The sequence below is a fragment of the Buttiauxella sp. AC038 genome, from assembly GCF_979253565.1.
The window spans coordinates 2823751-2837954 of the sequence record NZ_CEEDCQ010000001.1 but is presented as its reverse complement, the minus strand read 5'-3'; the positions used below and the strand labels follow the sequence as shown (position 1 = coordinate 2837954).

Here is a 14204-nt window from a genome sequence, read left to right as displayed (position 1 = left end):
TCACACCCAATCAGGAAAGATATGGATAATCAGCAAGTGCAACAACAGGTAGCGCTTGTGCGGGCGGTTGCCGATGGTGACCGCCGCGCCTTTGAACAACTTTATCGCCAGACGTCACCGATGCTTTTCCCGGTAGCGTTACGTATGTTGCGCCGCTCATCATGGGCCGAAGAAGTTCTGCATGACAGTTTTCTTGCCGTCTGGAATCGCGCTGCAACTTATGATCCTGCCTCCAGCTCCCCGATGACCTGGCTTACGCATATTGTGCGCAATCGTTGTATCGATTGGCTAAGAAGTGGCACCGCTCGTAGTAGTGAACTGGAAGATGAACTGACTGAATATACTCCAGTAACGAGTTATCAAAATGAAGATAGCCAGCACGATGATAAGCAGGTCGACAAACTCACACATTGCCTTGCTCATCTGCCGCCAGAACAACGGCAAAGCGTGGTGCTGGCCTACTATCAGGGGATGTCTCACAGCGAAATTGCGACCTGGTTGCATCAACCGCTTGGTACAGTAAAAAGTTGGGTGCGCCGGGCTCTGGACCACCTTAAGGACTGCGTAGGATTATGAAAAGCAGACACGATATCGACAGCGCATTGAGCGCGCAGTATGCCCTGGGCACCCTGCGTGGTAATGCGCGTCTGCGTTTCGAAAAACGCCTTGCGCAGGAACAAGAGTTGGCACAGCAACTTGGTCGTTGGCAAACCTTGCTGGCACCATTTGAAAACAATACACAGCAACAGATTCCGCCAGAACGAGTATGGAAAAAAATACAGCTCAGCTTACCGCCGCAAAGACCTACGTCATTGTGGAACTGGAATTACCTGGGATGGGCGCTGGCGGCTGGACTTGCCGCGGTTATTCTGGTGCCGTATTTCACCAGCCGATCACCCGATCTCACACCGCTGGTGGTGTTAAACAGTAGCGATGCAACCAAAGGTCAATGGGTTGTCAGTGCTGACAGTGAACGTAAAACGCTGCAGTTGGTTTCGGTTCAGCCTCGCACCATTGCGGCCAATAACAGCTTGCAGTTATGGGCGATACCTTCGGGTGCAAAACCGATTTCACTTGGCTTAGTGAATGCCAGCGAGCCGACACAACTTACTGCAACCAATGTGGCTTTATCGCCAGGCACGACGATTGCAATCAGCCTCGAACCGCAAGGCGGCTCTCCAACGGGACAACCGACCGGGCCAGTGATATTTAGCGGGACATTGTAAATAGCAGCAAAAAGGGCAGAAAATATTCTGCCCTTTTTCGCTACGAAACATTGGCTCAGTATGGGTTTACTTGACCTTGTGCGGCGCTTCCTCAGGGTGATCGTCGGGATTGTGGGCAAGTTCTTGAACACGCTTACGTGCGCCAAACCAGCCAATCACCAGCAACAAAGAAATCAGCGGAATAGATGCAATGGTATAAGTTCCGTTCGGGTAATCGAACCCCATCAATACCAATACGCTAAACAGGAAGAGCAGGGTTAACCATGAGGTGAACGGTGCGCCAGGTAATTTAAAACTAACGTCTTCAGCTTTCCCCTCTTTAATCGCTTTACGCAAGCGCATCTGGCAAACCATGATAAATGCCCAGGAAGAGATAATCCCCAGCGAGGCAACGTTGAGGACTATCTCGAACACTTGTGATGGCACTAGATAATTCAGTACCACACCAATCACATATATCCCAAGCGTAACCAATATCCCGGCATAGGGTACGTGCTGCTTGCTCATTTTCGACATGAACTGAGGTGCTGAACCACCCATCGACATTGAACGCAAAATACGCCCGGTGGAATAGAGGCCAGAGTTTAGGCTGGAAAGCGCAGCAGTCAGAACCACCATATTCATGATGTCGCCAATGTATGGCACACCGAGTTTAGAGAAAAATGTCACAAACGGGCTTTGTCCCGCCTGATAGGCGTTCCATGGCAGCAATAAAACCAGCAATGTCACGGAGCCTACGTAAAAAAGACCAATACGCCAGATAACGCTGTTAATCGCTTTTGGCACCATTGTCTTTGGATCTTTGCATTCACCCGCCGCGGTACCCACCAGTTCGATTGAAGCAAAAGCAAACACCACGCCCTGAATAAGCACTAATGCAGGCAGTAACCCATGTGGGAAGAAACCACCGTTATCAGTAATTAAATGGAAACCTGTCGTGTTGCCATCAAGCATTTTCCCGCTGCCAAGGAACACCGTCCCCACTACCAGGAAGGCGACGATTGCGAGGACTTTTATCAGCGCAAACCAGAACTCCATTTCTGCGAACCATTTCACACCGATCATATTCATGGCACCGACAATACCAAGCGCACCGAGAGCAAATACCCACTGTGGCACATCGCCAAAAGCGCCCCAATAGTGCATATAAAGTGCCACTGCGGTGATATCGACAATGCCCGTCATTGCCCAGTTCACGAAGTACATCCAGCCTGCCACGTAGGAGGCTTTCTCACCGAGAAACTCACGGGCATAAGAAACGAAACTACCGCTCGAAGGGCGATGGAGCACCAGTTCGCCTAACGCGCGTAAAATAAAGAAAGAGAAGATGCCGCAGACCAGATAGACGAGTGCCAGAGCCGGGCCAGCCATTTGTAGACGTGCGCCAGCGCCCAGGAAAAGCCCTGTGCCAATTGCGCCACCGATGGCAATCATCTGTACCTGGCGGTTACCCATTGCTTTGTGATACCCGGAATCATGCGAATTTAGCCAACGGCGTTTAGCTGCGTGCTTTTCCGCTTCCGTTTTGTGTGTTGTGTTCATGTAGACCCTGTTCCTTTGTTAAAAAGACCCCTACGTAATGCCTGACGTTTTTATAACTTCCACGCCATGACAAAATCGGGCGACAGATCCTATCCATAAATGGTTAAGGACGCTAATGCCTTTTTTCAAAGAGTAGAGATTGTAGCGATTATTCGAAGATGGCCTGCGACTACACAGGCCATTGTTGAAGAAGGGATGTTAGCGGCGCTGCCAACTTAACTGGTAGTGATAATGCTGCTTATCAAGCAAGTATTCCGGTGAAACGCTTGGGCTCCAGGAGTCATCGCCACCAACACCCATATGGAAACCATCCAGGTTTAAGCAGGTGCCTGTTTCTGCAACAAGCAAATGGCGATGCGAGGTTTCGCGCAATTGTTGTTGGCTAAAGCGGCTGATATTGAAGTGGAAATTCCCGCGCCACTGGTTGTCGCCGTATTCCAGTATTTGGGTATCGCAGCGCAAGCCATTATCCGTTGGGAAAACATACGGTGTGTACAGTTCGTCAAGTGGAAGCTGCCAACTATCGAAGAGTGCAGATTGCTTGCGATCGGGGTAGTTTTCATGTGGACCCAGACCAAGCCAGTTCACTTCAGGATAGACTTCCGCCAGTTGGCAGGTCAGACCGATGCGCGCAGGTGGAGGTGTGCCATAAGCAATTTCAACATCAACATTGACGTGGAGTTCGCCCTGGCAATCAATTCGCCAGAGCTTACGGCTGATAAACAGCGTTTTGCCGTTGTGCTGCCAGCTATGAACGGTGCGCAGCTGCACTTCATTGTCCAAAGCCTCCGCTTCGCAGCTCTCCACACGTGGCTCAAGCTCATACATTCCTGCTGCCTTCCAACGCTCGACCCACGCGTTCGGGTCAATGCGCGTCACTTCGCTGACACCAATATCGTTATCAAGCGGTGCGCGGGTGAACTGATCTTGTAGCGGCTTTAATAGTGCAGGCTGCTGTGCCTTCCACCACTGGTTTAACAAACCAGTTTCGCGGTTGAACTGCCAGTGATGCAGGCCGAGGTGAATATCGAAATGGCAGTTACTGGTTACCAGTTCAGGCGCTTTACCATTAAAAGGCAGTGGGGTTGCGCTGAGAATACTCGGCAGTTGCCACTGATCCCATGCACAAATATGCCCGGCATCAGACCAGTCTGTGGCGTTGGTTTGCAGTACTTTTACCGTCAGCCACACATCACCGCTACCGCTGATTGCAGGGAGGGAATCGAACGTCATCGTCTGCTTACCTTCTGGCGCAATATCGAGCAGCATTTCACCTTCTGCGAGGGATTCACCTACTTGCGAAATCTGCCAAACCAGGCGTTCGTTGTTGCTGTAGCGGAACAGGTACTCGCTGGTTATTTCGAGGCGTAACGGGGTTTCACGATGAAGTTCAAACTGGAAAAACTGTTGTGCTTGTTGTGCTTCATACAATGCCGGATGCGCTGTGCGGTCGGCAAAGACAAGGCCGTTCATGCAGAACTGACGATCGTTAGGTTTGTCGCCAAAATCCCCGCCGTAGGCTGCGAAGGGCTCGCCATTTTCATCGTGTTTAATCAGCGACTGATCGACCCAGTCCCAGACAAAACCACCTTGCAGACGCGGGTGCTGGCGGAATGCCTGCCAGTATTTATGGAAACCACCAAAACTGTTGCCCATGGCGTGGGCATATTCGCAAAGGATCAACGGACGGGTTTCATCGGGCATGCCAATCCACTTTTTAATTGACCATTTAGGCACTGCCGGGAAGGGTTGGTCCTGGTCAACACGCGCATACATAGGGCAAATAATATCGGTTGCTGCGCTGTTGGCACCACCACCTTCGTACTGCACCGGGCGGGTGGGGTCGACAGATTTTATCCAGCGATAAAGTGCATCATGATTGGCACCGTGACCGGACTCGTTACCAAGCGACCAGATAATAATTGATGGATGATTAATATCGCGTTTCACCATACGAGTGACACGTTCCGTCATCGCGGGCAGCCAGCCAGGATCGTCACTCAGGCGATTCATCGGCACCATGCCGTGGGTTTCAATGTTTGCCTCATCCACCACGTACAGACCGTAACGGTCGCACAAGCGATACCACAACGGATGGTTCGGATAATGCGAGCAGCGCACCGCATTAAAGTTGTGCTGCTTCATCAACATAATGTCGCGGCGCATGGTTTCGACATCCATCACCTGGCCAAATTCCTGGTGATGTTCATGGCGGTTGGTACCGCGAATGAGCAAAGGTTTGCCGTTGAGTTTTAACAGCCCTTGATGGATTTCGACTTTACGAAAGCCCACGTCATAGGCTTCTGCCTCTATTGTCACGCCTGCGCTATCCAGCAAAATAATGACAGCACGATAGAGGTCGGGGATTTCCGCACTCCACAACAAAGGGTTTGCGACAGGCATTCGGATAGTGGTGCGGTCGTTATAGGCTCCACGTTCATCAATAATCTCGCTGACCAGCGTTTGTTGCCGCTCACTCACGAATTCTTCGCCGCGCCACAGCTGCACTTTTACCTGTAACGCGCCATCGGTTTCGCCTTTCACCGCAACAGCTGTTTCCAGTATCGCATGGCTGAAATCTTCGTTTAAATAGGAGGCAATATGCACATCGCTCAACTGGGTGGAAGGTTTATGCAGTAGTGTCACATCGCGGAAAATACCGCTCATACGCCACATATCCTGATCTTCCAGATAACTTCCATCGCACCAACGTAGCACCATCACCGCAATGCGGTTTTGCCCCGCGTGCAGGACTTCACTGAGGTCAAATTCAGAGGGCAGGCGACTATCCTGACCGTAGCCAATCCAGTGGCCGTTACACCAAAGATGGAATGCCGAATTCACACCATCGAAAATAATCCGCGTCTGACCATGATCAAGCCAGCATTGTTCGACATTAAATGTGAGCGAGTAACATCCAGTCGGGTTGTCTTGTGGCACAAATGGCGGTGTAACCGGGATGGGATAAGTGACATTGGTATAAATCGGGGCATCAAAGCCATGCATTTGCCAGTTTGATGGGACTGGTAAGATTTGACCATCGGCTAAATCAACCTCAAGCCAGCTTTCGGGAACACATTCGGGCTGAGAGAAGTAGCTAAACTGCCACTCACCATTAAGACTGCGCAGACTTTCAGATGATGAGTCGTCACGCGCGGCGAGCGCATCACGCCAACTGGAAAATGGCGGGTGAGCAGGCAAGCGATTTAATTGCGTCACTGCTGGGTTCTCCCAGTCGCGTCGCCCAAGGATCGCGGCCAAAGTGGCCGCAACAGAACCCGATCTGATGGTCATACTTGATGTTCCTTTACATTTTGCGAAGCGCTCACAATTATTAATTAATATGTTTTTTACCTGCGCAGATGTAAAGCAGTAAAATAACTTCAGGTGAGGCGATTCACAAAAATTACTTTAGACGCGCGACCTGACGGGCAAGCACCGCAAGCGCGTCGGCCAGGGTTTGTGGTGACACAGCTTCAGAATCTGGTGCCGCCGTCGTTTTACGCTCAATAAGCGTGACGGGAAGGACGGTGGCATGGCCCGGTAAAGCGGGCGTGTGGATTTGGGCAATCAGTTGGTCAACGCTGGTATTCCCCAGTGCTTTAAAGTCTTGCTTGATGGTAGTGAGCGGCGGGATAAAACAGGCGCTGTCTTCGGTATCGTCATAACCCACCACTGAGACTTGCCCAGGAACGGATAACCCTGATTCATTGAGTGCACGTAATGCACCTAACGCCATTTGATCGTTAGCGACCAGCAGGGCGGTGAACTTCGATCCCGTACTAATGAGCGCCAGTGTCTGGAGATAACCGGAGATTGAACTCCAGTCGCCCTGCAATTGTGCGACAGCCATCAGATGATGCTTTGCCAGAGCCAGTTGCCAACCTTCCAGGCGCAGGCGGGCTGAAACTGAGGTCAACGGCCCGCTCAGTAAAGCAATATGCTGGTGGCCTTGTTGGACGAGATGAGTTACTGCCAACTGCGTGCCGGTGGTGGCATCAAATGTGATGCTGTGGATATTGAGAGTCGGGGATACATCGAGGAACAATACCGGCACATTGCCGCACATGTCAGTGATGGCTCGAACCTGGTCATCTTCCAGAGGAATATTCACAATCAGCCCATCAACCCGCTGGGAAAGCAGGCTATTCACTGCACCTTTGCAGGCACTCAAATCAGGCTGCTCAATCATCGATATCACCACGTTAAAGTGGAGTTTGCTGGCCTGAGACTTAATGGCTGCGGCGATTTGCGACGGGGCGTGGAGGGACAAATTGCTGGTCACAAGCCCAATCGTATGGCTCAGTTTTCCGGCTAGTTGCTGCGCCACCCGGTTAGGAACGTAGTTAAGTGCCAGCATCGCTGCTTCGACTTTACGGCGCGTTTTATCAGAAACGTGCTCTGCCTGATTGATAACCCGCGAAACGGTCTGATAGGAAACATTGGCATGTTTTGCCACATCATAGAGAGTCATCGACTTGGGTTTCATGGCACATCCTTCTGGCACTTAATTTCCGGGGAATAGTCTACAGGCCTGTTGTAGCCAGAGCATTATCGATCATTTGCCATGAAAAAAACGCTTTATAGTAAAGACATCGGATTTTAAGAGATTGAGATGATGACTTTCGATCGACAAACCTATTTTGCGCGTATCGGTTTTCATGGTGAAGCCGTACCCACCTTAGAAACCTTGCAACATATTCATCTGCTGCATACTTGTTCCATTCCTTTCGAAAACCTGGATGCGCTTCTTGGTCGAACCATCAGGCTTGAGCTCGATAATGTTTTTGAAAAGCTTGTTGTCGCTGGGCGAGGAGGCTATTGCTATGAGCAAAATGCCTTGCTGCGCGCAGCGCTTGAAGACATTGGTTTTGGAGTGGAAGACCTGGCGGCGAGAGTGTTGATAACGCAACCGCCTGAAATGCCAGCAAGAACGCACCGACTATTGCTGGTGACGATAAATAAACAGCGTTATCTGGCAGATGTAGGATTTGGTGGGAAAACACTGACTTCCCCTTTGCGGCTGGAAACTGATGTTGAGCAGCCTACGGCGCATGGTGTCTATCGCTTAACGCATCTGGACGGCGATTACTTGCTGAGCATCAAACAACAAGATGGCTGGATGCCTCTGTATCGGTTTGATCTGCAACCCCAATATTTCAGTGATTTTCAGGTCGCAAATCACTATGTTTCGACCTGGCCTGAATCGCATTTCCGTCATCATTTAATGTTGTGTTTGCATAAACCCGATGGCACGACGTTAACGCTGAGTAACCGGCAGTTTAGCGGCGAGCAACGCGAGGATATGGCTGATGAGAGGGCGGTGTATCAACTACTGCAAGAAAAGTTTGGCTTGCGGTTGGACCACGAGCAGTACGGCATCAGCTTTGATGAGTTTGCCTCCATCTGCCCCAAATGATTTTCTATTGCTATAACTTGATATTTTAACGTAAGAATAGAGTTCGCCGTTCAAAGGAGATTTGTTGTGCCGCATATTACCGTAAAGCACTTTCCGCGTGAGTTGACTGAAGAACAAAAAGAAGCGCTTGCCGCTGATATTTGTGCCGTGCTGAAGAAGCACTTTGATTCATCTGACGAGTCGCTCTCTGTTGCGCTAACCCCTATCCAGAAAGATCGCTGGAAAGAGGATGTCTACGATAAAGAGATAGCTCCGGCACTGGATACTTTGGCCAAAAAACCGGGTTACAGTATGTAGTGTCACTACATAGCCGCTCTGTTATCCGGAGCGGCTATGGCTCTTTAGTTATTGGTCACATCACTCAACAGCACGGCAATACTCTTGCCACCCTCGTTTTGTTCAAGTGCTATTTTCACCGCGATAGTCAATGGAACCGACAGTAGCATTCCCACCGGGCCCAGCAGCCAGCCCCAAAAAATCAACGACAAGAAAACCACCAGAGTAGATAAACCTAATCCTCGCCCCATCATGCGTGGTTCGATGATATTGCCAAACACCAGGTTGATGGCCAGATAACCGGCAACGACAAGCAGTGCATCATACAGTCCACTAAATACCAGCACCTGCGCAACCGGTGGGATTGCGGCGAGAACGGATCCAATATTGGGAATATAGTTGAGTGAGAAGGCGAGCAGCCCCCAGACAAAGGCAAAACGCACATCCAGCATGGCTAACATTATCCAGACCACCAACCCCGTCACCAAACTGATAGCGGTTTTTAGCACTAGATAATGGCTGACGCTGTCCAAAGCTCGCTGGATAGCACCCATACCTTCTGCCGGTCGGGACATCAATTGTTGAAGTTTTACCGGCAATTGCGGTACTTCAATCAACATAAATACTACGGTCAGAAGCAGTAAAAAGATTGAGGTCATCGCATTGGAAAGCTGAGTGATAAGACTTGTGACTAACGTCATTGCCGCGTTCGGGTCGATATACTTAACCAGTTCATCCACCGACACAGAAATCCCGACCCGTTGTAGCCACGGATCAAGTGTTTGCAGAGGGGAGATTAACAAGGAACGGTATTGCGGCAGCGTACGCGTCAGCTCATTAAGCGTGGTTCCCAGGTAGGCGAGCAGTACAGCCATGAAGAAAATAATTACTGAAATGACGAAGGTGATCGCCAGCACTCGCGGGACACGTATGCGCTCCAGACGACGAATCATTGGGTTGAGGATAATGGCAATAAACAGTGCCAGAATAAATGGCACGATTATCTCAGCAGCCACTTTTATCCCCACAAGGATGATGACTAACATCCCCAACATAATGACTACTTTTAATCCACTTAACGTAATAATGGGTTTTGCCATTATTGACGGTCTCCATCAGAATAATCCGTTCCTTAATTGGCTATATAGTACGGGTGGGGAAAGGAGGGGTATACACTTATTTTCTGCCACACAAGCGTAAAGAATTGAAAATGGAAGTCAGGCATCTTGCGAAATATGGTACAAATTCAGCGTGTTTGACTACTGAGGACAATTTACTATCCGCAACTGATGAGAAGCAACACCGCGGATACGTTGTGAAAACTATGGACATTATGCTTACGAACAAGCTGTTCAAAACGTTATTAACCCATCAAGCCCCATCTTTCTCTTCTGCTTTCTCGCTTTCCGGTGAACAACACTGGCGTAACGCGCTGTAGATTCACTCTCCTGTTTTTCCCTTGATACTTCGCGCCCAGTTGCGTTGACTGCACCGGCTTGCTTACGGTCTTGTCGCCTTACTGGTACACGAATTATTCCGGGTAAATAAGCTTATTTTTTATTCAGCTTGTGCGCTTTATTTAGCACCTTACAAGCATTAGTACGGCTATTTTCTCTATCAGGAGAGGAATCATGATCTATTGGATATTATTAGCATTGGCTATTATTGCCGAAATTACCGGCACGTTATCCATGAAATGGTCCAGCGTCAGTGATGATAATCTCGGCTATATTTTTATGCTGTTGATGATCACCTTGTCTTATATTTTATTATCATTTTCGGTTAAAAAAATCGCCCTTGGTGTCGCGTATGCCATGTGGGAAGGAATTGGTATTTTATTTATTACCCTTTTCAGTGTTTTGTTGTTCGACGAATCGATCTCACTACTGAAAATCATCGGTCTGACCACGTTAGTGGTGGGGATTGCTTTGATTAAATCGGGAACCAGCGCTAAAAAAACGCGAACGGTAAAACCAGCAAAGGAGAGCGAACATGCAATCATTTGAATGGGTTCACGCGCTATGGCTGTTCCTGGCAATCGTGTTAGAAATTGCCGCTAATATTTTCTTGAAACACTCTGATGGTTTTCGCCGTTTTGGCTACGGCATATTGTCGCTGTGTGCAGTTCTGGCAGCTTTCAGCGCGCTGGCGCAGGCAGTAAAAGGAATTGAACTGTCGGTCGCTTATGCACTATGGGGTGGCTTCGGCATTATCGCTACCGTGGCGGCTGGCTGGATTTTATTCGGCCAGCGTCTTAACCGTAAAGGCTGGGTGGGGCTGGTTTTATTACTAGCGGGCATGGTGCTTATCAAACTTGCATAAAAGCAAACCGCCGGGCGTGATACCCGGCGGTAAAATTATTGGCTGGCTAAACTCTGTAGCTGGTCACGAAACCCTGTCACAGAAATCGCCCGATTATCTGCACGATAACGATCTTTCGCCGCAGGCGCTGAGCTCTGCACCGCAATCAGCTGCCAACCATTTTCCGTTTTCAGCATCAAGGGTGAGCCACTATCACCAGGCAATGTATCGCACTGATGCGAGAGAACAGTTTTCTGTGCCCAGCCGGTAATCAGGCAATCATTATGCGTATAGAGATCGTCCAGATGATCCTCGGGATAACCCGACTGCGTGACTTTACGATTCTGATTTTTAAGCGCTTCGGTTAGTGCGTCACGATCACCCTCAAACAATGGCAACGGCGTGATACCTGAAGGCGGGTTGTGCAAAATAATCAGACCAAAATCATGAGGTGCTGCACTGGCAGGGACAATCCAACCGTCGCCATCGGGTTTAAGGCGACGACCCAGCGTTGATTCAACCCGACCTTCAATATCATGAATTTCATAACGCCATTTGCCTTTATTAGACACAAAGCGCAAAGCGATGGCTTTATCGGGTTTCCCATGGGGTGGTTGCAGCAAACAGTGCCCGGCGGTAAGTGCCAGGTGAGGGGAAATTAAGGTCGCGGTGCAAAGATTGCCGCTCGCCGTCTCAAGTTGACCGATAGCATCCCACGGCGGTGTTGCGGGATCATTCACTCTTGTGCGGTCATCCTTGCCAAAAAACAGCGTTTTGACATTCGCAGCACTTTCGTCATCAGCATGAGAAAGGGCAGGCAACAAACACAGTACACCTAACAACATCACAACTTTTTTGCGCATATCACTCTCTGTGGGGCGATTAATTTTGATTGTTATATAAACCCAGCGAATGGACTAACTATAGACGGGTCGCACAAAAAGTGGGAGTAAAAAGTCATTACAGCCAGAAGCTTAGCGTAATAATGCCGCAAAGAATAAGCAGCGTGAGGATGATTTCAAAGCTGTAGCGTCGCAACATCATCCAGACTCCGGAAGTAAACACCCGGCGAACCGGGTGTTTTTAACCGTCATACTTCACGTTATCGGTGTGTTGGCGTCGGTCGTTCATCCCAGTCACATAGTTATCTACGCTTCTGGGGACTCACTTGCTTGCCACCTGCCGACAACTCAAATTATGCAGGTTAGTAGTGTGGCTATGCTTTCGGGATAACCCCGATAACCTTATGCAGCTGGCTGAGTTGCAGGTTTTGCTGCTTCAGTTTTAGCGGTAGGTTTTTTGTGGTGCTTTTTAGCAGCCTGGGCTTTCTGTGCAGCTGGTTTTGCTGCTTCAGTTTTGGTTACTGCTTTTTTGTGTTTTTTGGCAGCCTGAGCTTTCTGCTCGGTCTGTGCAGGTTTTGCTGCTTCAGTTTTCTTCACTTCTTTTTTGTGTTTTTTAGCGGCTTGTGCTTTCTGCTCGGTAGCTGCTTTTTTGTGTTTTTTATGATGAGTAGTTTTTGCAGCAGGAGCTTTAGCTGCAGCAGAAGTGGTAGCAGGAGCTGGAGTCGCAGTAGTTTCAGCAGCGAAAGCAGCAGAAGACAGACCCATTGCAGCGGCAACAACCAGAGCTAATACTTTATTCATCTCGACATCCTCAATTCATGTTTGAATTCATGTTTGTTTGAAGCCCTGCGGGGCCGTTGAGATGAACTATAGACTTGTGGATCAATACGTTCAGTGAGTGATTGGTTTCGGCGTGTAACGGTTTGTACACGCCGGGGAATTGATGAAGAAATTTCGTGGTAGGTCGGATTAGCGCAGCGACATCCGACATAACCTGCGTCAATGGTGGATGTCGCTAACGCTAATCCCCCCTATAAAACCCGAATTATTTAGGGCGCGGACAGGTGAGGAAGATTAAAGGTAACGCGCTTCTAAATGTTTGCGGAAATACAACGGGTTAAGGTCTTCACCGGTAGCGTTGGTAATCAACTCTGAAGTGGTGAAGCGGCTGCCGTGTTGCCAGATATTCTGACGTAGCCAATCGAACAATGCGCTGAAGTTTCCTTCCGCAATATCGCTTTCGAGCTGTGGCAGTGCGAGTTTTGCCGCATTGAACAGTTGAGCGGCATACATTGCGCCCAGCGTGTACGAAGGGAAGTAACCGAAAGCACCGTCCGTCCAATGAATATCCTGCATACAACCATTAAGGAAGTTATCTTTGGTGGAAAGCCCCAACCATTGCTGCATTTTTTCATCCCACAGTGCCGGGATGTCTTCCACTTCAATTTCACCATCAATCAGCGCACGTTCGATTTCGTAACGTAAAACTACGTGGGCCGGATAGCTGACTTCATCTGCATCAACGCGAATAAAACCACGCTCAACACGCTGGTTAACAGCAATAAAGTTTGCTGTTTCAAATGCGGGTTGTTTGCCAAAACGCTCAGTGACCATCGGTAGCAGCAGTTTAAGAAACTCTTTGCTACGCCCTAATTGCATCTCAAAGAAGAGACTTTGTGACTCATGAATCGCCGTGGAACGCGCCAGAGCAACAGGCTGGCCGAGCCATTCACGTGGCAGGTTCTGCTCGTAACGCGCATGGCCCGTTTCGTGGATAACGCCAAACAGTGCGCTTACCAGATCTGTTTCATCGTAACGCGTGGTAATGCGTACATCTTCCGGCACGCCGCCGCAGAACGGATGCGCACTGACATCCAGTCGGCCGCCGTTAAAATCAAAGCCCAGCAGCTTCATGGTTTCCAGACCAAGCTCGCGCTGATCGTGCGTGGCGAATGGGCCTACCGGAGAAATGACGGACTCTTTTGCTTGTTTATCGACAACTTTTTGCAGCAACTCAGGCAGCCAGGTGCGCAAGTCGCCGAATAGCACGTCGAGTTTGGCGCTGGACATGCCGGGTTCATAAATGTCTAACAGCGCGTCGTAGGGGGATTTGCCTTTTGCTTCTGCGCGCAGTTTCGCCTCTTCACGGCTAACACGAACCACTTCTTTTAAATTGGTGGAAAAACCCTGCCAGTCGTTGGCTGGGCGTTGCGTGCGCCAGCCATGTTCACAGCGCGTCCCAACCAGCGATTTTTCTTCTACCAGTGATGCGGGTAATAATATGGCTTCCTGGTACTGGCGTGTCATTTCACGCAGGTTTGCACGTTCAACATCATTCAAATTTTCCTGAACCGCGGCCTGCAATAGCGTAGCGATTTTTTTATCGGTCAGGATTTGGTGCTGCAAAACACTCAGTTCGGCCAGGGCTTCGCCGCGTGCTGTGCTGCCGTTTGGTGGCATATTGGTGAACATATCCCAGCCAGCGATGGCCGAGAGATGTCCAAAACGTGAAAGACGCTGGAAGGTGCGGGTGAGATGATTATAGTTTTGCTTTTCCATAGGGCCTCATAAAGAGATGGTTTACGCTGCGAAAATAGC

General features: G+C 49.5%; 15 protein-coding genes. 7 read left to right on the top strand and 8 right to left on the bottom strand.

All coding sequences use genetic code 11. The features are described from left to right. Positions 1-21 precede the first annotated feature (21 nt). Positions 22-576 (top strand): RNA polymerase sigma factor, encoded by a 555-nt coding sequence (locus AC0IXI_RS13420; protein WP_064518530.1) that lies wholly within the window; start codon positions 22-24, stop codon positions 574-576. After that, entirely contained in the window at positions 573-1226 is a 654-nt protein-coding gene (locus AC0IXI_RS13415; protein WP_064518534.1) for an anti-sigma factor, read from the top strand. The genes AC0IXI_RS13420 and AC0IXI_RS13415 overlap by 4 nt, the downstream gene beginning before the upstream one ends. A gap of 66 nt (positions 1227-1292) precedes the next feature. Here the strand turns inward: AC0IXI_RS13415 and ansP are convergent, their stop codons facing one another. From ansP to AC0IXI_RS13400, 3 genes are all read right to left on the bottom strand, one after another. Further along, entirely contained in the window at positions 1293-2768 is a 1476-nt protein-coding gene (ansP, locus tag AC0IXI_RS13410; protein ID WP_471682589.1) for an L-asparagine permease, read from the bottom strand. A 198-nt stretch (positions 2769-2966) separates the two neighbouring features. Beyond that, a complete protein-coding gene (locus tag AC0IXI_RS13405; protein WP_471682588.1) occupies positions 2967-6062 on the bottom strand; it encodes a beta-galactosidase in 3096 nt (1031 codons plus the stop codon). A gap of 112 nt (positions 6063-6174) precedes the next feature. After that, positions 6175-7257 (bottom strand): LacI family DNA-binding transcriptional regulator, encoded by a 1083-nt coding sequence (locus AC0IXI_RS13400; protein ID WP_064518542.1) that lies wholly within the window; start codon positions 7255-7257, stop codon positions 6175-6177. Between the two features lie 126 nt (positions 7258-7383). On the opposite strand from AC0IXI_RS13400, the gene AC0IXI_RS13395 reads away from it, so the two are divergent. Then, positions 7384-8187 carry an arylamine N-acetyltransferase family protein gene (locus tag AC0IXI_RS13395; protein WP_342446878.1) on the top strand — a complete coding sequence of 268 codons (804 nt, stop codon included), beginning with the start codon at positions 7384-7386 and terminating at the stop codon, positions 8185-8187. Between the two features lie 66 nt (positions 8188-8253). Next, positions 8254-8484 (top strand): tautomerase PptA, encoded by a 231-nt coding sequence (gene pptA / locus AC0IXI_RS13390; RefSeq protein WP_064518545.1) that lies wholly within the window; start codon positions 8254-8256, stop codon positions 8482-8484. Between the two features lie 44 nt (positions 8485-8528). Here pptA and AC0IXI_RS13385 read toward each other — a convergent pair whose 3' ends face one another. After that, positions 8529-9563, bottom strand: a complete 1035-nt coding sequence (locus AC0IXI_RS13385) for an AI-2E family transporter (RefSeq protein WP_064518548.1) — start codon at positions 9561-9563, stop codon at positions 8529-8531. A gap of 224 nt (positions 9564-9787) precedes the next feature. Between AC0IXI_RS13385 and AC0IXI_RS13380 the strand changes: the two genes are divergently transcribed. The 3 genes from AC0IXI_RS13380 to mdtI all read left to right on the top strand — a co-directional run bounded on the left by AC0IXI_RS13380 (position 9788) and on the right by mdtI (position 10785). Beyond that, a complete protein-coding gene (locus AC0IXI_RS13380; protein ID WP_471683231.1) occupies positions 9788-9901 on the top strand; it encodes a protein YdgV in 114 nt (37 codons plus the stop codon). Positions 9902-10091: 190 nt separating this feature from the next. Beyond that, positions 10092-10469, top strand: a complete 378-nt coding sequence (gene mdtJ, locus AC0IXI_RS13375; protein WP_232864516.1) for a multidrug/spermidine efflux SMR transporter subunit MdtJ — start codon at positions 10092-10094, stop codon at positions 10467-10469. Next, positions 10456-10785: a multidrug/spermidine efflux SMR transporter subunit MdtI gene (gene mdtI / locus AC0IXI_RS13370; RefSeq protein ID WP_134182944.1), complete on the top strand. Its 330-nt coding sequence runs from the start codon at positions 10456-10458 to the stop codon at positions 10783-10785. The genes mdtJ and mdtI overlap by 14 nt, the downstream gene beginning before the upstream one ends. Before the next feature lie 35 nt (positions 10786-10820). Here mdtI and AC0IXI_RS13365 read toward each other — a convergent pair whose 3' ends face one another. The 4 genes from AC0IXI_RS13365 to AC0IXI_RS13350 all read right to left on the bottom strand — a co-directional run bounded on the left by AC0IXI_RS13365 (position 10821) and on the right by AC0IXI_RS13350 (position 14165). Beyond that, positions 10821-11627 carry a trypsin-like serine peptidase gene (locus AC0IXI_RS13365; protein ID WP_064518558.1) on the bottom strand — a complete coding sequence of 269 codons (807 nt, stop codon included), beginning with the start codon at positions 11625-11627 and terminating at the stop codon, positions 10821-10823. Between the two features lie 97 nt (positions 11628-11724). Next, a complete protein-coding gene (ydgU, locus tag AC0IXI_RS13360) occupies positions 11725-11829 on the bottom strand; it encodes a small membrane protein YdgU (RefSeq protein ID WP_456061802.1) in 105 nt (34 codons plus the stop codon). Between the two features lie 179 nt (positions 11830-12008). Continuing rightward, positions 12009-12407, bottom strand: a complete 399-nt coding sequence (gene asr, locus AC0IXI_RS13355) for an acid resistance repetitive basic protein Asr (RefSeq protein ID WP_154150155.1) — start codon at positions 12405-12407, stop codon at positions 12009-12011. 273 nt (positions 12408-12680) lie between these two features. Beyond that, a complete protein-coding gene (locus AC0IXI_RS13350) occupies positions 12681-14165 on the bottom strand; it encodes a carboxypeptidase M32 (protein ID WP_471682587.1) in 1485 nt (494 codons plus the stop codon). Positions 14166-14204 lie beyond the last annotated feature (39 nt).